Origin of the sequence: Balneola sp. EhC07 (genome assembly GCF_001650905.1) — a bacterium.
Classification (GTDB): domain Bacteria; phylum Bacteroidota; class Rhodothermia; order Balneolales; family Balneolaceae; genus Balneola.
The window spans coordinates 23,965-50,084 of the sequence record NZ_LXYG01000018.1 but is presented as its reverse complement, the minus strand read 5'-3'; the positions used below and the strand labels follow the sequence as shown (position 1 = coordinate 50,084).

Genomic DNA, 26,120 nt, shown 5'->3' with positions numbered 1-26,120 from the left:
CTAAGATTTTGGATTTCAAATACTATGTGTTCGATTCCTTATCTTTAAGCTCTTAATAATTATTATAATTCCAAAAGAAAGAAAATATTTTGTCAACTATTAAAGACGGTAGCACCGTAAAAGTTCATTATACAGGTCAACTAAAAGACGGATCTGTATTTGATTCATCCATCCAGAAAGATCCACTAGAATTCACAATGGGACAAGGACAATTGATCCCGGGTTTTGAGAAAGCAATTGAAGGTTTAGCCGTTGGTGATAAAACAACTGCTGAAATTCCTGCAGCTGAAGCTTATGGAGAGCCAAATCCACAAATGGTTGTGGAAGTAGAAAAAGCTCAGCTTCCTGAAGACCTTGAGCCTGAAGTTGGTGTTCAACTTCAATTGAACCAGCCGGACGGACAAGCAATTCCGGTTCAGATCACAGCTGTAAACGAAGAAAAAGTTACACTTGATGCTAACCACCCGCTTGCAGGACAAGATCTTACCTTCGAAATCGAAGTAGTAGAGATCGCATAATTTCACTCTCAAAAAGGCTGTGAAATAAACTCACAGCCTTTTTTATATCTTATAATTACTATGGCTGACTTTTCTCAAAAATCCACAATTTCTATAACCTGTCCAAAATTAATGACTCCATATCTTCGGAAGGAAGTTGAAGATCTTGGATTCAAAGTTGATCATGAACGTCTTGCAGGGCTTGAAATCACAGGTTCTTTAAATGATTGTATGAAATTGAATCTGTGTTTAAGTACGGCTCACAGAGTTCATTTTTTACTGAAGAAATTTGAGGCACATAATGCAGATCAACTGCATGAGAAATTAGTAAGTATTCCGTGGGAAGAGTACATCGATAGAAGCGGATATGTGAGTGTTACTTCGTTCATCAAGAATAAAACGATTGATAACACCCAGTTTGCTCAATTGAAGGTAAAAGACGCCATTGTTGATAGAATCAGACAAGAAACAGGTGCAAGACCCGATTCCGGTTCTGATCTGAATCACACAGTAGTTTTTCTGTTCTGGAAAAATGAAGAAGCCATGGTTTATCTTGATACATCAGGAGAATCTATTTCACGCCGTGGGTACAGAGTTCAAAATCATACAGCTCCCATGCAGGAAACTTTGGCTGCGACTATTGTTCAGGCAAGCAAGTGGGAACCGGGACAACATTTTGTTAATCCGATGTGTGGTAGCGGAACCATTGCTATTGAAGCTGCGCTCAAAGCGTTAAATAAACCGACAGGACTGCTTCGTCCTAATTACGGCATCAAACATATACTTGGCTTTGATGTAGGAGAATGGAACAGTTTACGAACCGATCTTAAATATCAGGGAAATAAAGATTTTGAAGGTCGAATTTTGGCTACCGATCATGATCGCCGAGCCATTCAAGCTGCACAGAAAAATGCTAAAACTGCCGGAGTTGATCATTTGATCGAATTCAAGGTATGTGATTTCAGAGAAACAGAAATTCCTTATGGAGATGGAGTTGTTGTCATGAACCCACCGTATGGAGAACGCATCGGTCACGATCAGCAACTGGAAAGTTTATACACCGCCATTGGTGATTTCTTCAAACAAGATTGCAGTGGAAAATGGGGTTATGTCTTCACCGGAAACTTCGATCTAGCCAAAAAAGTAGGCTTAAGAACCAATCAACGTATTGAACTGTATAATTCTACTATTGAGTGCAGGTTATTGGAATATGAGTTGTATTGAAGCTCAGTCATCCTGATCCCGAAGTATTGTGAAGAAGGATCTGCAAAAATATTAACTACCTCTCTTCTATCAAGATTGACTAATTCCATATTTCAACTTATATGGAGATATGAATAGACTGATAATTTTATTTCTTGCGTTATTCTTCTTTAACGGCTGTAGTTGTTCAGTTGAGAACGGTGCTTTTGCCGGAGAATGGTATGTTGTTGGAATGGGAGAAGAGTATAAACATTGGACTATACAAAAAAATAATAAAGTAACTATACGAAATCGTTTTGGTGAGATAACAGATGAATATGTCTTAAAAGATCGCTTTTTAGATAGAGTCTTTGATGAAATACCCAATTATTATTTAGTTTCATCAGACAAGAAAGATACCATCGGAACGACATGGGTTGAAATTCCAACTAAAGAATATAAAATTCCCAAAGATACTATACGCTTCTACCATTCATTCGTAATGGTTAGAAATAAGAAACCACCTCAAACTCATCTATCAAAAAAAGAGATTGTAGAGTTCTTAGATGATTCATATTGGCAATACACCAAAGACAGCACAAAAGTCGAGTTATTCTTAACAGATTCATTATTAGAAAATCAAAAAAAGAGAGCTTATATAAACATATCTGGTTGTCTTGATTATTCGTCAAGAAATGAAGAATGGTATGTAGATACACTCACAAATAACATCGTTTTAACTCATACAGTCCATTATTCTGAAGATTTATTTTTGGTAAAAGAGATTAGCAATGATAAAATTAAAGTTGATCGTGATGATATATATTGGTTTGATAAAAACTTAGTTATTAAAAAAACTGAACCCTGGAACTTGAATAAATTCACACCTTCTGAAGAGTTTGTAAGGAGTCGCTCAACGCCTGCTTGTAGATAATAACTAGCAAGCCTATACTGCTCGAAATCGTTTTTATATAAAACTAAAAAATCACTATCAATCATTTATTGCCGTATTCCAGAGATCTGGATTGATTTCAAGGCATATACAAATCCGCCGGACGTAAACGTCCTACTAGCTAACACTCTTCAATTTAGACGTTAAATCAGAAAAGCCTTCAGGCTCGGCGAAAAGGCTTTTGTTAGACTTTTAGAATCTAAACTACTTCAAGTGTCTCGCTTGGTCGATTCTAAAATCAAGCTTATTTGACTAATCCGGGATTAAAATTGAATTGTGCAGATCCTTCGGAGGTATCCTCAGGATGACTATTAGTCTTATTCAAAATCAAGACTCCTCACTCCTCACTCCTCACTCCTCACTCCTCACTCCTCACTCCTCACTAATAACATTTTACTTCCTTTTCTCTTTCTCTGTTTTATATTCCAAGAACTAACTATTCAAAACTAACTTCCGGAATATGAAAATGACCAGAATTGCCTTTCTATTTGTCCTTGTTGCATTTATTGCCTGTCAACCATCTCAATCTAAATTTGAGCAATTAGGTTTAGAAGAAGCCACTATTGATGAACTTCACGAAAATTACATGAATGGCACTTACACAGCTAAAGATGTTGTTGAAGCATATCTGGAACGTATCGATCAATACGATCAAAACGGACCTGAGATCAATTCTGTGATCACCATTAACCCGGATGCTATTGCCATTGCTGAGGAATTAGATAAACAAATGGCAGAGGGAAATACGGTTGGAGCTTTGCACGGTATTCCGGTCTTACTCAAAGACAATATCGATACCGAAGATAAAATGGCAAACACCGCCGGTTCCAGAGTCATGGAAGGATCTATGCCTGTGCAAGACGCTTACATTGTGCAAAAACTTCGTGAAAACGGAGCCATTATTCTGGGAAAAGCTAACCTAAGTGAATGGGCTAATTTCCATAGTAATAATTCGTCAAGTGGCTGGAGTGGTTTGGGTGGACAAACAAAAAACCCTTTTGATATAACAAGAAATCCTTGTGGTTCAAGTGCCGGTTCCGGAGCTTCAGTATCCGCAAACTTTGCTATGTTAGCTATTGGGACAGAAACAAATGGATCAATTACCTGCCCTTCTTCCGCAAATGGTGTTGTAGGAATAAAACCAACTGTAGGTTTACTGAGTCGTTCAGGAATCATTCCAATTTCAGAAACTCAAGATACCCCCGGACCAATGGCCCGAACTGTTACCGATGCAGCTATTATGCTTGGAACTATGGTCGGAGTTGATGAGCGCGATTCATACACTAATGAAAGCGAAGAGAAATTTCATTCTGATTACACACAGTTTCTGAAAACAGGAGCACTGCAAGGAAAAAGGCTCGGTCTTTATAAACCATCCATTGGCAGTGATCACAAAACGGATACATTGATGTACGAAACTATCCGATTTCTGGAAGAGCAAGGAGTTACCATTGTAGAAATCGACAGAATAGGAAATGTCTCGGGCCGGGATGGTTACAATGTTCTGCTTTATGAATTCAAGGATGGTATCAACAAATACTTGGAATCGCTTGGCGAAAATGCCACGGTTGCTGATCTGGAAGAGATCATCGAGAAAACATTAGCGGATCCTGTTGAAATGAAATTTGATCATGACATTTTGCTTCAGGCACAGAAAAAAGGCGATCTCGATACAGAGGAATACATTGAAGCCAGAGCAAACATGCTGAAAGCAGCTCGGGAAGATGGAATCGATAAAGTAATGGAAGAACACGATCTGGATGGTTTTATCGGGATTACCGGAGGACCAGCATGGAAAACAGATCATACTAACGGCGATAACTTTGGAACTTCGTCCAGCTCTCCTGCTGCCAGAGCCGGATATGCTGCGATAACTGTTCCGATGGGATTCATTGATGGTTTACCTGTTGGAATCACTTTCTTTGGCGGTGCCTGGATGGAACCTGAAATGATCGAGATGGCGTATTCTTTCGAACAACTAACCAACGTCAGGAAAGCCCCTGAGTTTAGAAATTATGAATTCTGATATTGTAAATATACGCCCGTTTGATAGTTCAGATATTCGTGAACTCGCTGTATTGTTAAACAACAAGAAGATCTGGGATCAAGTAAGGGATTACCTCCCTCATCCTTTTTCTGAAGCTGATGCAGAAGAATACATCCATGCCAAAGCGCATCAGAAACCGATCCTGACTTTTGCCATTGAATCACAGAATAAACTTGTTGGAAATATTTCTTTAAAGCCTCAGGAAGATATATACAGACATTCTGCAGAACTTGGTTACTGGATCGGGGAACCATATTGGGGAAATGGATTTGCTACCAAAGCAATTCAAAAAATCGTTAAATACGGTTTTGAAGAATTAAAACTAGCCCGTATCTACGCCACGGTAATGGAAGGAAACCCCGGATCAATGAAGGTGTTGATCAATTCAGGTTTTAAATCAGAAGGTGTTTCACAAAAAGGATTTATAAAGAATGAAGTGTATCTGGATGAGCACCGTTTTGGAATACTGAATCCCGGTTTTTTTTAATTAATCAGATTAATGTATTTTTAAACCTATAATCTTTTGAATGTCTTGCACTTAAAGCATTTTAGATGAAAAACCTCATACTACTTTTTATATTATTTTATCTGTCTTTAGCAATGCCGGCGTTATTACATGGACAAGGTCAGGGACCTGTTAAAAAATCGGTACATACTTTAGTTAAGCCGGACAATTCCCAAGATGGGAACAAGTATAGTATCTCCTACACATTCAAATCTTATAAATACCACGAAAGTGATGCTTACTTTGACCCCAGCTTGTTAAACAAAAGCAACTATCAAACCTACCAACATAAAGAATACATTGAAAATACCTTGATATTATTCATTGGCTGTAATCATGTAGAAAAAACAGATCGATATATATGCGAAAACTACCGGGCAAAACCTGAAACTAATGTTAGTATTGTCACTTCAGATTTTTGCAAAGTTATAGAAAAGGCAAATCAACAAACTAGTGATATAAAAAGCTTATATAATGCCAGCACTATTGTAAATGGTAATGTTATAGAATTTGAAGAAGCTTATTCAATAAATATATATAAAGAAGATCCTCTTAAACCTATTTGTTCTATATCCAATGATGCATTTAAAGCATCATTCGAAAAATTTAACGAAGAACAAATAAACAAATATTATGCTTCTCAAAACGAATGTACCTGTCAAGACCCAAATTAAGCTCTTTTAGTTGTTTACCAATCAAGTAAAGCTAAATGATCTATTGCTTTAGTGAAGCAAGTTATTGTATCATTGTCGGCTTAACATTCTAAAACCGACCAATGAAAACACTCCTGCTTCTATTTATTTCTATTCTCCTCCTTTCAACCGGTTCAATAGCCCAAACAGATTCTACTTTAGTAACTATACCGAATTATGTTAAATCAGGTTTTGGAGCTACCCTTACAGCAGGGTTTGGTTTGGGAGTAGAGAATAAAGAAATCTTTGAAACAGAAGATGGAGATGAATCTACTCTTAGTGCCGGTGGAGGGTTTTTCATAGGAACAGGCTTGTATTATATAACTGAAAAAAACATCAAATTCGGATCTACTTTTTATTATCAAGCCAGTGAACTTCGACCGCCATTGGAAAATGCCAGCTCTTCCTTCAAAAGACTTGTGATCACGCCGGAGATAAAATTCCCAATCGAATTGATCACCAATAGAAATTTAAATATTGGTGGCGGGTATGGTTTCTATCTTAATGGAAAGATGAATATTGATGCAGATGAAATTGCGGGGTTTTCAACAAACACAAAGTATGAGGATACCAGTGGACTACATCTGCTTTTTGAGTATGAAGAGCACTACGAAAGAGGTTTTTTAACAGCCGGTATTAAATATTATAATGTTGAATATAACTACGAATCAGGAGTACCTATTTTCGAATCCTTAAACGGATCCGGTTTCGATTTTTATTTAAGCTACACTTTGAGGATTTAAAAATTAGTTCTTCAGTAAGGGATTATTTGATTATTAATTCATAATTCCCTCATTCATTTTTATCTTCGCATAAAATAATCTTCTATTTAATCACTTTAATGTCAGACAATAAACGAATTCTTGTTACTGCAGCTCTTCCCTATGCTAACGGACCATTACATTTAGGTCATTTAGCCGGGGCTTATTTAACTCCCGATTTCTATACCCGTTATAAAAGGCTAAAAGGCGATGATATCGTTTTTATTTGTGGCTCAGATGAACACGGAGTCCCCATCACTATTGCTGCTGAAAAAGAAGGTGTGAAACCTCAGGACATAGTGGATCGGTTTCATGAAATGAATAAGAATGTGTTCGAGGAATTCGGAATTTCTTTCGATTATTACGGAAGAACGAGTTCTAAAACTCATCATGAAACAGCTCAGGAATTCTTCACAAACCTGAATAACAAAGGTTACTTCAAAAAGAAGACGGAAAAGCAGTTATATGATTCCAAAGCCGATATGTTTTTACCTGACCGCTATGTTAAGGGAACTTGTCCAAATTGCAGTTACACAGAAGCTTATGGTGATCAATGTGAAAAATGTGGAACATCCCTATCTCCCACTGAACTGATCGATCCGGTTTCGGCACTTTCAGGAGAAAAGCCTGAATTAAAAGAAACCGAGCACTGGTATATGCCGCTTGGAGACACTCAGGAAAAACTGGAAAAATGGCTGGATACCAGAAAAAACTGGAAACCTAATGTAATGGGTCAGGTTAAGAGCTGGCTCAATGACGGGCTTGCAGACAGAGCTGCCACAAGAGACTTAAGTTGGGGAGTTCCTGTTCCGTTAGAAAACGCAAAAGGTAAAGTTCTCTACGTTTGGTTCGATGCTCCTATCGGTTACATCTCAGCAACTAAAGAGTGGGCTGAACAAAAAGGAACTCCCGAAGCCTGGAAGGATTACTGGCAGGATGAGAATTCCGAACTTTATCATTTTATAGGTAAGGACAACATCGTTTTTCATTGCATCATGTTTCCGACCATCCTGATGGAGCACGGTGGTTATGTTATGCCTGAAAACGTTCCTGCGAACGAGTTTTTGAACCTGGAAGGCAAAAAGCTTTCTACTTCCCGCGGATGGGCGGTTTGGCTTCATGAATATTTAGAAGATTTTTCTCCTGACCTGCTTCGTTATGCATTGGGAACTACCCTTCCTGAAAGTAAAGACTCTGATTTTTCATGGAAAGATTTTCAAGCCAGAGTCAATAATGAACTTGCAGCTGTTTTGGGCAATTTCGTATTCAGAGCACTCTCCTTCACACAGAAATTTGCTAATGGAGAGGTCCCTAAACTAGTTGATCCGCAACAAATCGATCTGGATGCATTGAAATCCATCGAAACCCAGAAAGAAAAAGTAACCCAAGCTATTGAAACATTTAAGTTTAAGGAAGCCATTTCTGAAATGATGAATCTGGCCAGAGCCGGAAATAAATACTTTACTGAAACTGAGCCTTGGAAAACCAGAAACAGCGACCCTCAGGCTTGTGCAAACTCCTTACATGTAAGTTTGCAAATATGTGCTGCGCTTTCTGTATTGATGGAACCTATTCTCCCTGATTCCATGAAAAAACTAAGAAATCAGCTTTCTTATTCCGGAAAGGTTTCCTGGGACAGTATTTCTGATTCTATGTTGGAAGTTGGAAACTCGATAGATCCCGGAGAAGTGCTTTTTACTAAAGTAGAAGATGAAGAAATTGAAACGCAGATAGCCAAATTAGAAGAAAGAGCTGCTGCTAATGATCCAACCTCAAAATTTACACCATTGAAAGAAAATATTGGCTTTGAAGACTTCATGAAACTGGACATTCGTGCCGGTGAGATCTTAGAAGCAGAGAAAATTGAAAAATCAGACAAACTTTTAAAACTCAAAGTCGATATCGGCATCGAGATACGAACTATAGTTTCAGGTATCGCCAAACACGTTGATATGGATAAGATCGTTGGTCAAAAAGTTAGTGTGGTTGCAAATCTGGCTCCCAAAAAACTTATGGGTGTTGAAAGTGCCGGAATGATCCTGATGGCTGAAGACACCGAAGGCAATCTTAAATTTGTGGACACTGAAGCTGAATCAGGAAGCACAATAACTTGAGCTTGAATTCCCAAACTGTCACTTCTGTTGATTTTGACATCTATAAAATGGGATATACCATTACTGAGAAAGGTGTGGTCTTCAGAGTCTTCTCCCCTTTATCTGATTCTATTGAAATAATAGTTTATGATAACTATTCAGATGAAGAAGGCTCTGTTTATCCCTGCACTAAAGATGAAAGTGGAATCTGGAACGCCCTTGTTTCCGAAGACCTGACTTATAAATGGTACTGTTACCGGGTATCCGGAAATGGTGAGACCCAACATGCAGCTGATCCATGGAGTACATTTGTAACTACTACAAATCATCACCTTCAGTTTCCGAAAACAAAGATCTTTCGATCAAATGAATTTGATTGGCAGGATGATCGCTTTGTTAAAGTTGAAGACCCAAGAGATCTCATTATTTATGAGACTCACATCAAAGACATGGTTGCTCACTCCTCAGCAAGAACATTTGTTCAGGGAATCTACAATGATTTCAGAGAAGCTGAAGTCGGTGGTATTGCACATCTAAAGCGCCTTAACGTAAATGCAGTTGAATTCCTGCCCTTGCAAAAGTTTGCTTATTTCGAGCCTCCGTTTAACGAGCAAACTAAAGAAGGAATAAAGAATACCTGGAATCCATACGCGAGAAATTACTGGGGCTATATGACCTCATTCTTTCATGCTCCTGAAACCATGTACGCTTCCGATGCCAACCTCAATGAAAATGAAGTAATCGGGAAATCTGAGAATACAATTTCAGAGCTAAAAAGCTTAATTCGTGAACTTCATAAAAATGAGATCGCTGTTATAATGGATGTGGTTTACAATCATGCTTCTCATTATGATCAAAATCCGCTCAAAATCCTGGCTAAAGAGCATTATTTCAAACTTGATGAAAAAGAGAATTTCATCAACAACAGCTGGACAGGAAATGATATTGATACCACATCTGAGCATTCCAGGAAGCTGATCGTTGAATCTGTTCTTCATTGGATCAAAGAGTATCATATTGATGGGTTCAGATTTGATCTGGCAGGAATAATAGATTGGGAAACCATTGACATGATCAAGCAAGAAGCACAAAAGATCAATCCTGATGTAATTTTGATCGCTGAACCCTGGGGTGGTGAATATAAACCTTCGGGATTCTCCGATCACGGCTGGATCTCCTGGAATGACAAGATCAGAAATGGAATCAAAGGCTCTCACCCTATTTCTGATAAAGGTTTTATTTTTGGTGGATGGAATCATGAAACTTCACGATTCGCTTTAGAAAATTTTATCCGCGGAACGCTTAAAGAAGATGAAAAAGGACTTTTTAATACCTCTGCTCATTCGCTCAATTATATTGAAAGTCATGATGGGTACACTCTTGGAGATTTCATCCGGATATCCTTGGATCATTCTAAAAATGAACAGAAGTTTGAAAACAAAAGAGCACTTACACATCTGTCTCAGGAAGAACTAGCTACGGCCAAACTTGCAGCGCTCACTCTTTTTGTGAGCCAAGGTGTAACCATGATGCACGCGGGGCAGGAATGGGGTCGATCAAAACTGATATTCGATCCCTTAGATCTTGATAAAAGAAATCGAATGCTCGATCATGACAGTTACAACAAAGACAACGAAACTAACTGGCTGAATTTCAATGAAATAGAGATCAATAAAGGTTTGTTTGAGTATTATAAAGATCTCATTGAACTTCGTTTAAGCTCCCCTGCTCTCAGAAAAGCTTCACCCTCAGATATTAATTTTAAAGTTTATAAAGACCCTCTTCATGTCACTTTTTCGATACAAGCGAATGAAGAGCTGGACCCATATGAGTATTTCATTTCGTTGAATGGAAATCCGAAAAAAGAACATTCAATTGACTTGCTACCAGGGAATTGGGAGCTCATAGCAGATAAAAATTCAATCAAACTAAATAAAGCTAAAATAACTATTGAAAATTCTTATACTCTAGCACCTTCTTCCGGTGTTATATTAAGAAGGTTGCGAATAATGTGATCAAGAAATATTTTAGTGCTTTAATCAACTCTTAAAGGAGGACATCTTTTGGCAGGTACATCAACAAGCGAACGTGGTGCATGGAATTCAAAACTTGGATTTATTTTAGCGGCAGCCGGTTCTGCTGTAGGTTTAGGTAACATTTGGAAGTTCCCTTTTGAAGTGGAAGCTGGAGGTGGAGCTGCATTTGTCCTCGTATATCTTATTTTCTGCTTTATTTTATGCTTTCCAGTACTGATTACTGAAATTGCAATTGGTAGAAAAACGCAAAAAAATGCAGTTGGGGCATTTGATAGTTTAGGATTTTCATCTTGGAATTTTATTGGAAAACTAGGCATTCTTTCGGGAATAATAATATTGTCCTTTTATAATGTGGTAGCAGGTTGGGCTTTTGGATTCTTCGTCGAAATGGTAACGGGTAATTTTCAGATAGGATCTCAATTTAGTGAGTTTACAGTCGACATAATCAAAATAGGTGGTTATGCAATCCTATTTTTAACTACAACAGCGATAATAGTTTCCAGAGGTATTAGTGCTGGAATTGAAAAAGCTGCCAAAATTCTCATGCCTACTTTAATAATCATGATTGTAGGACTTCTGATATACGCGTTTACTCTTCCTTATTCCGGGGTAGGATTAAAATATTATTTAATTCCTGAGTTCTCTGAGCTTAATCTTCAAACAATAGGCGGAGCACTACGTCAGGCTTTCTTTTCTCTTTCTTTAGGTATGGGAGCCTTAATAACCTATGGTAGCTATCTTTCTAAAAAAGAAAATATTGTATCGTCAGCAGCTCTGATCACTCTATTCGACGTTGGAATAGCATTTATTGCAGGACTTATGCTGTTCCCTATTGTTGCGTATAGCACAGGTGGTGATATGACAGATGTACAAGGAGGAGCTGGTTTGATTTTTACAGTACTTCCCGGAGTTTTTGAATCTTTAGGTGGCACATTAGGTGCAATTGTAGGTGGAGGTTTCTTTTTATTACTTTCCTTTGCCGCTTTAACATCAACTGTTTCCTTGTTGGAGGTACCTGTCTCCTATATAGTAGATGAACATAAAAAATCGAGAAAAGCAGCTGTTATAATTTCAGCCGCTGTAATCTTTATTTTAGGTATTCCATCATTAGTAGGTAATGGTTACAGTGCATTCTTTACTCAGTTTATTACATATGTTGGTGCAGATGCTCCTACTGATGTTATGACATTTTTGGGTCACCTTGCAGATACTTTTCTTTTACTTGGAGGCCTTCTGATTGTTAGTTTTACTGCTTTTGTTTGGAAAAAAGAAAGTCTTTATGAAGAATTATCCTATGGTTATGTAGGTTTTCAAACTTCCAAAGTAAAAACATTCCTAAATTTTGCTATTACAATATTATGTCCTGCTTTACTTGCAATTTTATTTGTGCTGGTTGTGCTTAGTAATTTTTTCGGAATCTCAATTATAAACTGATTGCTTACAAATTCATATTTTGGTTGTTATCCAAATAGGCTTGTAGTATTTTTGGGCAACTAATTAACGGAGATATTTTTAATGGCTAAAATTTCTACTTCCGACTTCAGAAATGGGTTAGTTCTGAATATGGATGGTGAATTGTATTCAATTACTGAATTTCAACATGTAAAGCCCGGAAAAGGCCCTGCTTTTGTAAGAACAAAGCTCAGAGGTATTGTAAACGGTAAAAACATTGATAAAACATGGCGCTCAGGAGAAAATACTGAGGCTGTTCGTGTAGAAAACAGAGACTACCAATTTTTATATCAGGATGGTCCCCTTTTCTACTTTATGAATAGTGATACTTATGAACAGATTCCCGTTAATGCCAATCAGGTTGAAAGAAAAGATTTTTTAATTGAGGGACAGGTCTGCAATGTATTATTTAATGCAGACGACGAACAAGTTTTATACGCAGAACCACCGGATCATTTAGTGCTTACCGTAAGCCAAACAGATCCCGGAGTTAAAGGTGATACTGCACAAGGAGGAAGCAAACCGGCAACTTTAGAATCCGGAGCTGTTGTAAACGTGCCTCTTTTTATTAATGAAGGTGAAGAAATTAAAGTAGATACAAGAACAGGAACTTATCTGGAACGAGCTAAATAACTTACCATGGACTTAAAACTGATAAAAAATATTCTAAATCTAATTTCTGATAGCGATGTAGACGAGGTAGCTATCGAAGAAGGCGATTTTAAAATTAAAGTAAAGAAAACAGGGACTGTTGAGCAGATTACATACTCACAACCAATGCAAGCTGCTCCGGCTCAGCCTGCAGCTCCTGCACAACCACAGGCACCGGCTTCAGCAGATGGTGGTGCTTCTTCAGAATCCTCTGGCGGTTCATCAGCAAAAGGAGAAACTGTTAAATCTCCAATCGTTGGTACTTTTTATAAAGCAGCTTCACCTGATTCCGATCCTTTTGTAAAAGTAGGATCAAAGATATCTAAAGGTGATACTCTTTGTATTGTAGAAGCAATGAAGATCATGAATGAAATTGAAGCCGAATTTAGTGGAACTGTTCAGGATATTCTGATCGACGATGGTCAGGCTGTCGAGTTTGATCAACCTCTTTTCATAATCAGCAAAGACTAATTAGTCAGCATGTTTAAAAAGATATTAATAGCCAATCGTGGCGAAATCGCACTTCGAGTTATTCGAACGTGTCAAGAAATGGGTATTAAGACAGTAGCTGTTTATTCAACAGCTGATGCCGATAGCCTTCATGTTAAATTTGCAGACGAAGCTGTATGTATTGGACCTCCTGCAGGTAAAGACAGCTACTTAAAAATACAGAGTATTTTGGCTGCCGCAGAAATCACCAATGCTGAGGCTATTCATCCCGGTTATGGATTTTTAGCTGAAAATGCTGAGTTCTCTAAGATTTGCTCTGAGCATGATCTAAAGTTTATAGGTCCATCTCCTCACGCTATTAACTCAATGGGAGATAAAGCTGTAGCTAAAGCAACTATGATCAAGAATAAGGTACCTGTTGTACCTGGTAGTGATGGTGTAGTTGACACTTATGAAGAAGCTGTAAAAGTGTGCCAGGACATTGGATTCCCGGTTATTATCAAAGCTTCTGCTGGTGGCGGTGGTCGTGGAATGCGTGTTGTTGAAAAAGAAAGTGAGTTAAAGAAAAACTTCGAAATGTGCCGAAATGAAGCCGGCACTATCTTCAGTAACCCGGAAGTATATATTGAACGTTTCGTTCAAAACCCACATCATGTTGAGATTCAGATCATGGCTGATCAGCATGGTAATGTTATTCACTTAGGTGAAAGAGATTGCTCTCTTCAGCGACGACATCAAAAAGTATTGGAAGAATCTCCTTCCCCACTTATGACCCCGGATTTAAGAAAAAGAATGGGTGAAGCTTCTATAAACGCTGCGAAAGCAGTTGATTATGAAGGCGCTGGTACTGTTGAATATTTAGTAGATGACGATGAGAATTTCTATTTCATGGAAATGAACACTCGTATTCAGGTTGAACATCCTGTAACTGAGGAAGTAACAGGATATGATCTTATTGAACAGCAAATACGTGTTGCTGCCGGTATGAAGATCGAAGAGCGTGAGATCGAAATGCGAGGCCATTCCATAGAGTGTAGAATTAACGCTGAAGATCCTGAATTTAACTTCCGTCCTTCTGCAGGAGAAATTACGGTATTTCACCCACCGGGTGGACATGGTGTGAGACTGGATACTCATGCTTATTCAGGATATCGCATCCCGCCTCACTACGATTCAATGATAGCTAAACTAATTGTTTATGCACCAACCAGAGAATTAGCTATCAATAAGATGAAACGTGCGTTGCAGGAATTTATCATAGAAGGGATTAAAACGACTATACCTTACCATATTCAACTTATGGATGATCCCAACTTCTTAGCTGGAAAATTCACCACTAAGTATTTAGAAAACAATTTCAAATTTAACCCGGAGGCCGTTAGATGAGCGTACCAAGTGATTTAAAATACACTAGAGAACATGAATGGATCAAAGACAATGGTGACGGCACAGCCACTATTGGGATCACAGAATTTGCTCAGGGTGAACTTGGAGATATCGTTTTTGTGGAGTTGGAAGAAGAAGGATTTGAGTTTTCTGCCGATGACACTTTCGGTACTGTTGAAGCTGTAAAAACAGTTTCTGAGCTCTATGCGCCTGTAGATGGGGAAATTTCAGAAATTAATGAAGAGCTTGAAGATAATCCTGAGATCGTTAACGAAGATCCGTATGGAAAAGGCTGGATGGTAAAAATAAAACTGTCAGATACCTCCCAACTGGAATCTCTTCTGTCAGCAGACCAATACAAAGAAATCATCGCTTAAATACTATCAAATTTAATGAACCGACATAACGAATGGATTTTAATTCTTGATTACGGATCTCAGTTCACCCAGCTTATCGCAAGAAGATTGCGTGAATTCAATATCTACTGTGAAATCCATCCTTTTAATGTCGATCTGAGTACGGTTTCTGAACCGGTTCCTAAAGGAATCATTCTTTCAGGAAGCCCCAAAAGTGTAAATGACGACGATGCTCCATCCCTCCAAACAGATATTCTGGATTGGGATGTCCCTATACTTGGCGTTTGTTATGGCTTGCAGCTTCTTGCTCATACTCAAATTCCCGGAAGTGTTGAAAAAGCAGATAAGCGTGAATTCGGAAGAGCTCATCTTATTGTTGATAACAACAACGGAATACTGAAAGATGTAGAAGACAATTCTGTTGTATGGATGAGTCATGGTGATCACATTCATGAGCTTCCATCCTCTTATGTGATTGTAGGACATACAAATAATGCCGGAGTTGCAGCTGTTCATCATAAAGAAAAAGAGATCTACGGAGTTCAGTTCCATCCTGAAGTAGCACATACAGATTGTGGCAAACAAATTCTCCATAACTTTGCTTTCGATATCTGTGGTTTATCCGGAGACTGGACCGCAAATTCGTTTGTGGAAGAACAAATTGAAGCGATCCGAAAGAAAGTCGGGAATGATAAGGTTCTTTGTGCACTATCAGGCGGAGTGGACTCGACAGTTGTTGCTACCTTGATTCACAAAGCTATTGGAGATCAACTGGAGTGCGTTTTTGTTGATAACGGCTTGCTCCGTAAAGATGAGTTTAATGAGGTGCTCGATCTGTATATCAAAGATCTTGAACTTCCAGTAAGAGGTGTGGATGCAAGTGAACTATTCCTAACCAGACTAACGGGTGTTTCTGATCCGGAAAAGAAAAGAAAGATCATTGGAGTTACTTTTATCGATGTTTTCGAGAAAGAAATCGGTGGTCAATCTGAGTTTAAATATTTAGCACAAGGAACTTTATATCCTGATGTTATTGAAAGTGTTTCTTTCAAAGGTCCATCTGCGACAATAAAATCGCACCACAATGTGGGTGGTTTGCCCGAAAAAATGAAGCTTGACCTGATAGAACCTGTACGGGAACTCTTTAAAGATGAAGTACGTGAAGTTGGGAAGGCTTTAGGTATTCCTGCTCATTTTATTGGTCGACATCCTTTTCCTGGCCCGGGACTAGGGATCAGAGTAATTGGAGAACTCAGTAAAGAAAGATTGGATCTGCTTCGCGAAGCTGATAAGATCTTTATCGATGAGCTCAAAAATCAGGGGCTTTATGATGATGTTTGGCAAGCTCTTGCTGTTTTACTTCCTGTTCAAAGTGTTGGTGTAATGGGTGACGAGCGGACATATGAGTTTACTGCGGCGATCAGAGCGGTTACAAGTGTAGACGGCATGACTGCTGATTGGGCTCATCTCCCCTATGATTTCCTTGGAACAGTCTCTAATCGTATTATTAATGAAGTAAAGGGAATCAACAGAGTGGTTTACGATATTAGCTCTAAACCTCCTGCAACAATTGAATGGGAATAAATCAGAACAAATTCGTTTATTCTGAGTGTAAGCATTTGTATTAATTAGCAATTCTATGAAATCTACTTTTTCAATTTTCTCTTTTTTATTAATTCTTCTTTTTTCCACCTCAGCTTATGCCCAATCAGTAGAAGCAGGTAAAAATCTGTATCAAAATGAGGACTATGAAAGAGCACTTAGAATATTCACTCAAATTGATACTCCGGAAGCGAATTTATTTTCAGGGAAAAGCTATTTTTCTTTAGGAGAGTTTTCTAAATCCAAAGCTTATCTGAATAGAGTTATAGATTCAGATGAAAGCACAAATATTTTTGTACAGGAGGCCAAGTATACAAAGGCTTTGGTTTTATTTCAGATCGATGATTTTGCAGCTTCTCTTGAACTTTTACATGAGCTCAAATCCAATAGCAGAAATAATCCTTACTATACCAGAGCTATTTCTTTCTACGATCAGATATTGAGCTACCTAAGCATTGATCAGATCAAAACCGTGTTCAGACAAAGTTCTAATGTTGAAGTCTTAGCGGATGTTATTTCCGGTGCTTTAGGCAGAGTTGATTTCTCAAAAGCCAAAACTATGGTCAACTCGTTAAAATCTTCTTTGATTGATAGTAGCGCTGTAGATCTTTTTCAGATAGAAGCTGCATTGAAAGACTCACTTACCTATGCTTCCAGATATCCTTTCCAAAAGTATTCATACGCACCAACCGGAATGTCTTATCAAATTGGCGTTGCACTGCCCTCTTTTGAGATGAATTCTGATAATTATGAAATCCCACAACATCTCTATTTTGGAATTCAAACTGCAGTCGAAGAATTCAATGCAAACCAACCAGATAAAAAGGCTTTCATTAATTTTTCCAGAACTAATGTTGATTCTATTCAATCAGAAGATATTTTAAATCATTTAGTCTGGAATAAAGATGTAGATGTGGTAATTGGTCCTTTATTTTCTAATGTAGCAAAATCATTTTCTGAACTTGCTGAAGTTTATGAAGTACCTGTAATTACTCCTTTGGCAAACTCTGATTCGCTGAGCATCGCCAATAACTATATGTTCCAAACGAATCCTACTTTTGCGGTGCAAGGCAAAAAAATGGCTCAATATGCTGTGAATTCTTTAGGCCTTGATACAGTAGCAGTTTTGGCTGAGATGGATGCACTAGGAGAAGCTTCAGCATTGGCATTCAGACATGAAGCAGAACGTTTAGGAGCATTTGTTCAGCACTTTTTTCTGAAAGATCTGGAGTCTGATGGCTATGATATTTCTGAATACACAGCTTATCTGTCTAAAACTGATACACTGTTACCATCGCCTGGTTTGAAAGCGATCTACGCCCCTTTCACAGGTGCGGCAGCTCCAACCTTGATCAGGAATCTACTCACTGATCTAGAAGCTTCAAGAAGTGATTATATACTCCTTGGTTCAGAGGAATGGTCGGATACAGACCTGGAAAATACACGCTTGCCTGAAACATCTATTCATTATACTCAAAGTTTTGAAATACGATATGGTGAAACTGATGTAGAAGAGTTTGCTTCAAACTTCAGATTACGATTTCAAACAGAACCTAATCAGTTTGCTTTTATCGGTTATGATGTCACCAAATTTGTGTTGAGTACATTAAACAGAGTAGGTAATCCGGATTTATTAAAACAAGGTCTGCATGAATTGAAAAATTACCGTGGTCTAAGTGGGAATTTTGGTTTTGATAGTGAGCATATAAACCAAAAGGTTCTTATTAAATCTCTTTACAGGCAAGAATAAAAACTCTCTGAAATTTATTCTCCTGATTCCTGCAGTTCTCTTTGTCGCTTAATTCTGTATTGCTGCCTCAACCATTTTCGCCATTTTTCAGCATCCACTAAATGCTCTTCATAGGTTCGGTTGAAAAGATGGCCCCCTTCTGGATTTGCTACCATATATAAATATTGATGGTTCGCAGGATATAAAGTCGCCTTTATAGTTTGTAAGCTGGGGTTTGTAACCGGGCCGGGCGGTAATCCATATTTAGTGTAGGTGTTATAAGGGTGATCAACTTTGTAATCTTCCAGTAATAATCTACGTCTCTCTCCTACAGCAAAACTGATAGTTGGATCAGCTTGCAGATACATTCTTCTTTTTAACCTGTTCCAATATAAACCGGCTACTATTGGTTTTTCTTCCTCAATGTTAGCTTCCCATTCTACGATAGATGCCATTGCAACGATCTCATCTATCGAGTAATCCAAAGAATCTATTCTGCTTTTATACCTTTTGGCAACCTGATTATTAAATTCGCTGAGTATCTTTTCTACTGTTTGCTTTGGGCTATAAGTCCAGTATACATCGTAAGTGTTTGGTAACATTCTTCCGAACAATTGTTCTTTGGATATATCCTTGGAAGCAACAAATAGAGAGTCATCAAAAACATTCCTGACTTCAGAACTGTCAAAACTCATTTCATTTCCTAAATTTCTCGCAAACCTATCTATTGTGATACCTGGTAAAATCGTAATCGAAACCGGGTCCTGACTTCCAAAAGCAAGCTTGGTTAAAAAATCATTGTAGGAATACTCACCATCAAACTCATAATACCCTTTTTTGAACGTTCTCCAACCAAGCAGAGGACTAACCCAAAGCAATTCATTTTCATCAAATTGAATATTCGAAGATTCCAATTTGCTAACTAATTCGTTCAGGTTAATATCCTGCTCTAAATATATTTGAGTGTTTTGAGTACCAATTAGTGCCTCAGATTTTGAAATTCTGGACGTTCTGGAAATAAATGTACTCAGGAAAACAATAAGCACTACAGCTATTCCTAGTGCTGATTCTTTTGTAGTGAAATCTAATATGTTTTTATTGTTCATAATTAAAGATAAGAACCCTCGAGCTTAAACCCACCTCTTTACAGTATTTAATATGCTTATTTTTAATTAACGCAACTAAACAAAAAAACTTTCGTAGTCGACACACGAAGAGCAATCGAGCTTTTGGATGCTGCATAAGCACCAAATGCCCTAAAGATAAACCCGAGTTTTGAACGACTCGGGTTTTTTTCTTTTTCCAATCTTTTTAGAGTTCTGTGATACTTTTTCTATTATAGATGAGTAATTAGAATGATTTAATTTAACTACGAGTTAATAGTTTTAAATACAGATAATTATTAAATACTTATGCAATGAAAAACTATATCCTTCTTATTTTTGCTTTTCTATTTTTCATGAATTGTGTCAACAATGTTGAGGATCAAGTTCCCGAGATTCCTGATGGCCCAATAAGTTACGCAACCGATATTCAACCTATATTCAATTCGAGTTGCGGAGGAGGGTTTTGTCACACTAATGGTGATAATGTAAATGGGGTAAACCTGGATAGCTATCAAAATACCATTAACAGTGAAGGAACAAGTTATGGGGGGCTAATAGTTGTTCCAAATAATGCAGATAATAGCCCATTAGTTGATAAACTAGGTTCAAGCCCTGAATTTGGTAACAGAATGCCTCAAGGACGATCTGCGTTAAGTAATTCGGAAACCGGCAAGATCATTGCCTGGATAAATCAGGGCGCACAAAATAATTAAAAGGTCTTCTGCTATGAAAAAATTAATCTTTACTACATTTCTGTGTCTTTTTATAACAAGCTTAGGTCATTCACAAAGCTTTAAAACTGAAGAAGGTAAAGCAACATTCTATTCTAAAGTCCCTTTGCACAGTTTTGAAGGGAATTCTGAGAACCTGGTTGGTCTTATTAATCTGGATGAGAAAACCGTAGACTTCTATATAGATCTGGAAACGTTAGATACCGGAAATGGAAAGCGTGATAAGGATATGAAACTCACTTTAGAAACAAAGAAATACCCTTTTGCTGAATTCTTCGGCAAGCTCGTCTCCGATTTTGATACTGAATCTTCTTCAATTCAGGATGTTAAAGTAAAAGGGACCTTTAAAATTCATGGAGTAGAAAGAGAGATCGAAGTGGACGGCACCTTACAGATGAAAGATAATGGTTTACATCTTACTGCCGGTTGGATCCTGAGTTTGTTAGATTATAAAATTGAGCCTCCACAAATTTTATTTATTAAAGTAGATAAAGAGCAGGAAATTAAAATCGATGCTCTGTTAAAACCAGTAGACGGATAAGTATGAGAAAAAGTATAGCAACACTATTGTTTTCATTTTTTATGTTCAGCCTTGTTAATGCTCAATTAGAACGAAAAAGAGCAAACCCTGATGGCCCGGTTGCTGAAACTTTTTTAACTAAAAACATAGCTGGTTTAGGTACAGTACAGCTTTTAGGTAAAGGTGATTTGAATAGTATGATACAGCACAATTTTGGGGATGTTCGTGGTGGTATAGATACTTTTTTCGGAGTTGATGAAGGAGCTAATGTCCGGATCGCTTTTGGCTATGGACTTACTGATGATCTCAATATTGGAATTGGACGAACAAGCCGGGAAGACAATATCGACTTTTCAATCGATTACAGAATTTTTCATCAAACAAAGTTGGATGGAGTTCCTGTTTCGGTTGTACTAAAAGGAAACACGGGAATCAGAACTCAAAAAGAATCCTTTGGATTAACCTTCCAAGAAAGGCTGAATTATCTTGGTTCAGTTATGATAGCGCGTAAATTTAGCGACAATTTTAGCTTTCAGGTTTCTCCTATGGTCTCTCACTTTAATACTGTGGTTAAGACAAAAGCAGATTCAGAATTGTATAATACCGTTTACGGTCTTGGTTTTGCCGGAAGATTTAAGATCAATGAGAGAAAATCTATTTCATTTGAGTATCTACCGGTAATTGGTGATAAAATTACAGACACAAAAAACCACGCAGCCCTAGTCTATGAGTTAGAGACCGGTGGTCATGTATTTCAAATGTTTTTTATGTCCGGAAGATGGTTTACAGAACAGCACTTATTAACCCGAACCGAAACTAATTTTTTTGAACCAAATTTCAGATTCGGGTTTAATGTAAATCGTGTTTTCGGGCTTCTATAAAAGGGATCTGACTTCCTGAGCAACCTTTCTGTTATATTGAAAAGTGAGATCCTTATAGTTGACCAGATCAACGATCACTCCAATAAAACAAAGACCTGCAGTAAAGAAGTATAAAATTCCCATTCCTATCTGATTTAATATAAATCTGTGTACTCCTGCAAGACCTACAAATCCTAAAAGACAAAGTACTAGAATAGTCTGTGGGTCTTTTCTTCTGGATCTGTATACATTAGAGAATCTTTTTTTATTCTCATCATCTAGTGAAGTTAGAAGTTTAGCCAAATAAAGTGCTTCATCTCCTTCTGCTTCAGGTATAAAATCATAAACTTCTGCCATCTGTTTGTCCTGTTTGTGTAGTAGTTTTATTTATATAAAGATCTTTCCAGATCTGTAGAATTCTCAAACTCAAAATGAGTACGGCCGGAATACCAAAAAGATTCGCATTTACCGCATTATTAAATTCGCCTCTGAACAACCATGCTATGGAATGTCCCAACCCCTCTCCCGGACAAAATTCGATTCCAATAAACTCAAAAAAACATAATGAAGAACCCGTACTTAAAGGATCCATAGTAGCCATAAGAACTAAACCTGTAGTAAATGCTACCCACTCAATATGAGGTCTGATTTTTTTCATGAAGAAATATACGCTTCTGAATTATTTTTGTTCGGTGCGTTTTAGATTGTATTTAAAAAAATGAGAAATGGTAAAAAATATTCTGTTTGACTGATATACAGAACTAGTTGAAAACTCAGTACCCACTTTTATCTGCCAGAACTTTTTGAACTTATGTTCTACGTTTGCCCTGCCGGTTAAAAAGTAGCCATCCCTTGAAGCATGTTTTCCCATTAATTCCAATTCAAACAAAGAATCATAGCTAAAATCGTTAGGGTTTCGATATCTCAAGTCAAAACCTAAACCTTTTAGTAAATAGTTATCCTGAGTAAAAAATGGTTCTGCATTCGGGAAACTTTTTGAAGCATCCTGCCAGCCTAACTCACCGATCAATCTTCCTCTGAAAGGAGTTCCCCAAGGTTGAAGGTATCCTCTCCCTGTTATAGAATAATCGAATACTTCATTTGTATAAACCTGACCGGATCCGGACACCGTTGTCAGAAATTTATTTTTTAACCATGGATCTTCTCTATAGAATTCACCCTTCAGCTTATAGATATCCTGAACAATAGCCTGGCGGGTAAACTCAGGTTCAATCGACAAGTTGAGCGTAGTAAATGTAGAATCATAGCTTATTGAATAGGAAACAAACGCTTCTGCTAAAACACCTTCTGCTCCATAAAATACAGAAGGGCCAAACCTGAAGACACGGCTATAATCTTCTTTTCTATTCTCGAATTCATATCCAATACCTGTAAAATTTGAAAAGAAATTTTGATTCCCAACTCTGTCATTTACATAAATATCTTCCAATTTAAATAAGTGAGATACATCCAACCTGTTCCCGAATTGTACCGACAAGCCTCCTCTGGCAGATTGATTATCAAAATTGTCAGAGAAGTATTCACCAAACAAAGATGTTCTTACTCCTTCATTCCATCTTAGATCAGTTTTAAATATCTCTTCTTCTTTCTCTGAAAAGAAGTTCGGGTATCTTCTGAAAAGATTTTTCTTGTCTTTATAAGTAATAAATTTAAATTCTTCTTCGATTAACTGGTGAGCTTCGGTTTCTGTACTTTTTCCTTTACCGAATAATGGATACATGATTTCATATCCTCTTTCTTTAAATCCAAGATAATAGAGAGTTGTACCTGCAAACACTCTTAAGGAATCGTTACCGGGGTTATTCTGTAAATAATCCTTACTGATGGCATAGAATTGATCCAGTTCATTTTGCTGAGCTATCCATTCTAACTTAGTTCGGTTTGAGATATTATCCGATCGTTCTGCCCAATACAAAGCTTTATCGTAATCAAAAAGCTGATAACCATATATGTTAGCAAATTGCCCTGCAAATTCATTTAACTGACTATGAGACCATTCAGGAAACTCTTCCAGTAGCGCAATGGTACTATCTGCTGCTTCATAATAAAATGATCTCTGAATTGTATATGCATACAAGCTGTCATTTCGTGGATCGTTATTTATCAGACTTCTTAGCCTTTGTTTTATCTCCGGCCAGGTTTCAACACTTTCAACAGCATTTACATAAGCTAAAACTGTTTCATTGGTTTCGCCATAAACTTCAATTTCTCTAAGTCTCCATCTCTTTACAAATTCAGGTGAATACAAACCAAGCTGTTCAGCTATTCTGTTTTTTAAAAGAATAACCTTCTCATCACCATATTTTCTCCAAAGCTCTTCCAGAAAATTCTCTGCCCTTGTATAAGCGGATTCAAATCCATAGTAAGTAACTAACCGATCTATGTCACTTTTTTGCCAATCAGGGTTAGACTTTAACCTGAATTCAAGAATTTGAATAGCACGCATAGCCTCATCATTTTCGATACTAAGCTCGATTAACTCTTCCTGAGCCTGAATGTTTTTAGGATTTCGTAAATATCTGTTTATCGCATCCGAAAGTTGTTCCTCTAAGGTAATTTCAGGCTCAACAGTTACGGATGATGTGGCTAAATAAAATGGATTGCTCAGATAGCTATTAAACCTGTTATTTGCTAATGCCAAACCAGATTGTATTTGCCTTGAAGTTCTATTATAGGATTTTGGTTTGGGAATATTTATCAAGTTTTTTTTTGAATAAAATTGAAAAAGATAACCATCCCAAATTCTGGAAAAAGTATATCCGTCTACGATCTTACTTAAATGCTTCTCAATATCAGCCCGATCTTCCCTTGGGACATACATAAACCAATACTTTTCGTCCTTGTCCTCACTTGCGGATTTATAAGCATCAGGTGGTGTTACGTTCACCAGATATTGATCATCCGTTTCCAAATATTCAGAATCTGCATTCAACCAATCCTGAGCTATGTTTGCTCCATAATCAGCAGAAACCAAACGTAAAAATGGATACTGTTTCTTTGTATGGCTTAATCTTTTAAGAAACTCCTGATATAGTGAAGTGGTTGTGTCCGGGGTAGATCTCCATCCGAGATTATCAGGGTTTCTGCTTTCAAACGCATCAGCATCTCGCTGTACAACTTGAAATACATCATCTGGGTGTACAAAATGGTTCCAAACCCCTGTTAGTAGTTGCATACTATGCTGATTAAAAACTGAATTCCCTTCTATATTAAAACCACTGGATATCCTTGGATAATTAAATAATTTATCTGAATATGGGTCGGGACCAAAACCTCTTTCTCCACCATATTCCTTTTCTCCCAGATAAAGAGAACTAAGCACTTTTATAGACGGCATTGCTCTTGTTAAAGCCTGTATTCCGGTTGAATCTATATAATTGGTTGGAGGAACATAAGTTATAGGAAGCTGTCCAAGATCATCAACTCTCCATCTCTTTTTTACCGAATTTAATGCCGATTCCATGAACGATGAATTTGAATTCCATTCTTCATTCAATAAAGAAAAGTGATTATAGCCATGAAAGGCTAACTCATGTCTTGATTCAGCAATTTCCTGTGCCAGATAAACACTTGCATTAACGAGCTTGTTCTTTCTTCTGATTGTTGCAGATGTCCACTCTATGTAATCGAATGGAGGTACTATATTTGCATTATAGTTAAAAGCTGTCATCGCAGAATATGTGATTAGCAAAGAATCAGCAAGTCTTTGCATATCAGGCCACCAAATATTTGCAACAAAGTCTGCTTGCTCTACATCGTATTCTGTAGCAATAGGTTCTAACTTAGTATTATAAAGCGGAGCAGGAAAATCATCCAGAAAAATAGTACCTACATTTGCATTTCGGTATGGTAAATGAGGTAACATTTTAATTACCGACGAAAACATCAGTCCTCTGTAGTCTTTTTCATACAGTACATAACTGTTAAACACTAATACAGTACCAAGACCAATATTATTCTCAAAAAGAATAGGATAATCTTCATCGGTTACTGCTGTTGCCAGCACTCTGATTTGATCAATAAAACTACTCTTTTTTAAGCGGTTATGAGGAACACTGAAGTTTGAATAAAATTCCATTCCTTTATAACCAGGGAATATATTTTCAACTCCCTTAATTCCACGAACTGTCTGATCAATATTATAATCTGCTCCTGCCTTGATTCCTTGGATATATGCAAACCTTTCATCTGTTACAGTACCAAAAAAGATCATTTTACCACCTTTACCTAAATAATCAATGATCTTGTTTAACTCTTTATCATTTATTGAAGTTATATTGGTACTGGTATTGATAAGAAGATTGGTTTTTTTATCTATTGGAATATTTTTGGATTTATCCAGATCTACAATTTCATATTTGAATTCAGGATATTTAAATCCCTCAATCAACTCGTTGGTAACTTCAACAGAAAATTCATCGGTCGAACTCTGCAGAATTATAATAGGAGCTATTTCATTTTGTGCATTTAACGGTTTATTTAAAACCATTA

At 37.3% G+C, this 26,120-nt stretch carries 23 protein-coding genes; 19 read left to right on the top strand and 4 right to left on the bottom strand.

The window, feature by feature from the left end; all coding sequences use genetic code 11:
- Window positions 1-89 precede the first annotated feature (89 nt).
- From A8B79_RS12050 to A8B79_RS11975, 16 genes are all read left to right on the top strand, one after another.
- Entirely contained in the window at window positions 90-518 is a 429-nt protein-coding gene (locus tag A8B79_RS12050; RefSeq protein WP_066223091.1) for an FKBP-type peptidyl-prolyl cis-trans isomerase, read from the top strand.
- A gap of 60 nt (window positions 519-578) precedes the next feature.
- Window positions 579-1,721: a THUMP domain-containing class I SAM-dependent RNA methyltransferase gene (locus tag A8B79_RS12045; RefSeq protein WP_066223088.1), complete on the top strand. Its 1,143-nt coding sequence runs from the start codon at window positions 579-581 to the stop codon at window positions 1,719-1,721.
- A gap of 109 nt (window positions 1,722-1,830) precedes the next feature.
- On the top strand, window positions 1,831-2,613 hold the full coding sequence (locus tag A8B79_RS12040; RefSeq protein ID WP_066223085.1) for a hypothetical protein: 783 nt from the start codon (window positions 1,831-1,833) through the stop codon (window positions 2,611-2,613).
- Window positions 2,614-3,091: 478 nt separating this feature from the next.
- Window positions 3,092-4,657, top strand: coding sequence for an amidase (locus tag A8B79_RS12035; protein ID WP_066223082.1), 1,566 nt, complete (start codon window positions 3,092-3,094; stop codon window positions 4,655-4,657).
- The gene (locus A8B79_RS12030) at window positions 4,647-5,165 is read left to right on the top strand and encodes a GNAT family N-acetyltransferase (RefSeq protein ID WP_066223079.1); all 519 of its coding nucleotides are present in this window, start codon (window positions 4,647-4,649) and stop codon (window positions 5,163-5,165) included. Before A8B79_RS12035 ends, A8B79_RS12030 begins: the two co-directional genes overlap by 11 nt.
- A gap of 65 nt (window positions 5,166-5,230) precedes the next feature.
- On the top strand, window positions 5,231-5,857 hold the full coding sequence (locus A8B79_RS12025) for a hypothetical protein (protein WP_066223070.1): 627 nt from the start codon (window positions 5,231-5,233) through the stop codon (window positions 5,855-5,857).
- A 101-nt stretch (window positions 5,858-5,958) separates the two neighbouring features.
- The gene (locus A8B79_RS12020) at window positions 5,959-6,618 is read left to right on the top strand and encodes a hypothetical protein (protein ID WP_066223068.1); all 660 of its coding nucleotides are present in this window, start codon (window positions 5,959-5,961) and stop codon (window positions 6,616-6,618) included.
- Between the two features lie 98 nt (window positions 6,619-6,716).
- Window positions 6,717-8,750: a methionine--tRNA ligase gene (gene metG / locus A8B79_RS12015; protein ID WP_066223063.1), complete on the top strand. Its 2,034-nt coding sequence runs from the start codon at window positions 6,717-6,719 to the stop codon at window positions 8,748-8,750.
- Window positions 8,747-10,744: an alpha-amylase family glycosyl hydrolase gene (locus A8B79_RS12010; protein WP_066223060.1), complete on the top strand. Its 1,998-nt coding sequence runs from the start codon at window positions 8,747-8,749 to the stop codon at window positions 10,742-10,744. Before metG ends, A8B79_RS12010 begins: the two co-directional genes overlap by 4 nt.
- A 48-nt stretch (window positions 10,745-10,792) precedes the next feature.
- Window positions 10,793-12,199 (top strand): sodium-dependent transporter, encoded by a 1,407-nt coding sequence (locus A8B79_RS12005; protein WP_066223057.1) that lies wholly within the window; start codon window positions 10,793-10,795, stop codon window positions 12,197-12,199.
- Between the two features lie 81 nt (window positions 12,200-12,280).
- The gene (efp, locus tag A8B79_RS12000) at window positions 12,281-12,850 is read left to right on the top strand and encodes an elongation factor P (RefSeq protein ID WP_066223055.1); all 570 of its coding nucleotides are present in this window, start codon (window positions 12,281-12,283) and stop codon (window positions 12,848-12,850) included.
- Window positions 12,851-12,856: 6 nt separating this feature from the next.
- A complete protein-coding gene (gene accB, locus A8B79_RS11995; protein WP_066223053.1) occupies window positions 12,857-13,339 on the top strand; it encodes an acetyl-CoA carboxylase biotin carboxyl carrier protein in 483 nt (160 codons plus the stop codon).
- Window positions 13,340-13,348: 9 nt separating this feature from the next.
- Window positions 13,349-14,704, top strand: a complete 1,356-nt coding sequence (gene accC / locus A8B79_RS11990) for an acetyl-CoA carboxylase biotin carboxylase subunit (protein WP_066223050.1) — start codon at window positions 13,349-13,351, stop codon at window positions 14,702-14,704.
- Entirely contained in the window at window positions 14,701-15,081 is a 381-nt protein-coding gene (gene gcvH / locus A8B79_RS11985; RefSeq protein WP_066223045.1) for a glycine cleavage system protein GcvH, read from the top strand. Before accC ends, gcvH begins: the two co-directional genes overlap by 4 nt.
- Before the next feature lie 15 nt (window positions 15,082-15,096).
- Window positions 15,097-16,644 carry a glutamine-hydrolyzing GMP synthase gene (gene guaA, locus A8B79_RS11980; RefSeq protein WP_066223042.1) on the top strand — a complete coding sequence of 516 codons (1,548 nt, stop codon included), beginning with the start codon at window positions 15,097-15,099 and terminating at the stop codon, window positions 16,642-16,644.
- Window positions 16,645-16,699: 55 nt separating this feature from the next.
- A complete protein-coding gene (locus tag A8B79_RS11975) occupies window positions 16,700-18,412 on the top strand; it encodes an ABC transporter substrate-binding protein (RefSeq protein WP_066223039.1) in 1,713 nt (570 codons plus the stop codon).
- A gap of 14 nt (window positions 18,413-18,426) precedes the next feature.
- Here A8B79_RS11975 and mltG read toward each other — a convergent pair whose 3' ends face one another.
- Window positions 18,427-19,497, bottom strand: coding sequence for an endolytic transglycosylase MltG (gene mltG, locus A8B79_RS11970; RefSeq protein ID WP_066223036.1), 1,071 nt, complete (start codon window positions 19,495-19,497; stop codon window positions 18,427-18,429).
- 311 nt (window positions 19,498-19,808) lie between these two features.
- Between mltG and A8B79_RS11965 the strand changes: the two genes are divergently transcribed.
- From A8B79_RS11965 to A8B79_RS11955, 3 genes are read left to right on the top strand one after another with little or no spacing between them, the layout of a single operon-like run.
- Complete coding sequence (locus A8B79_RS11965) at window positions 19,809-20,210, top strand: hypothetical protein (protein ID WP_235603687.1); 402 nt, start codon at window positions 19,809-19,811, stop codon at window positions 20,208-20,210.
- Between the two features lie 13 nt (window positions 20,211-20,223).
- Window positions 20,224-20,769 (top strand): YceI family protein, encoded by a 546-nt coding sequence (locus tag A8B79_RS11960; RefSeq protein WP_066223033.1) that lies wholly within the window; start codon window positions 20,224-20,226, stop codon window positions 20,767-20,769.
- 2 nt (window positions 20,770-20,771) lie between these two features.
- On the top strand, window positions 20,772-21,629 hold the full coding sequence (locus A8B79_RS11955; RefSeq protein ID WP_066223031.1) for a DUF5777 family beta-barrel protein: 858 nt from the start codon (window positions 20,772-20,774) through the stop codon (window positions 21,627-21,629).
- Here A8B79_RS11955 and A8B79_RS11950 read toward each other — a convergent pair.
- The 3 genes from A8B79_RS11950 to A8B79_RS11940 are packed head-to-tail and all read right to left on the bottom strand — an operon-like array spanning window position 21,624 to window position 26,118.
- Complete coding sequence (locus A8B79_RS11950; RefSeq protein WP_066223028.1) at window positions 21,624-21,965, bottom strand: TM2 domain-containing protein; 342 nt, start codon at window positions 21,963-21,965, stop codon at window positions 21,624-21,626. The genes A8B79_RS11955 and A8B79_RS11950 overlap by 6 nt on opposite strands.
- Window positions 21,949-22,266 (bottom strand): DUF2752 domain-containing protein, encoded by a 318-nt coding sequence (locus A8B79_RS11945; RefSeq protein ID WP_066223024.1) that lies wholly within the window; start codon window positions 22,264-22,266, stop codon window positions 21,949-21,951. The genes A8B79_RS11950 and A8B79_RS11945 overlap by 17 nt, the downstream gene beginning before the upstream one ends.
- A 21-nt stretch (window positions 22,267-22,287) precedes the next feature.
- Complete coding sequence (locus tag A8B79_RS11940) at window positions 22,288-26,118, bottom strand: DUF2194 domain-containing protein (RefSeq protein WP_066223022.1); 3,831 nt, start codon at window positions 26,116-26,118, stop codon at window positions 22,288-22,290.
- Between the last annotated feature and the right edge of the window lie 2 nt (window positions 26,119-26,120).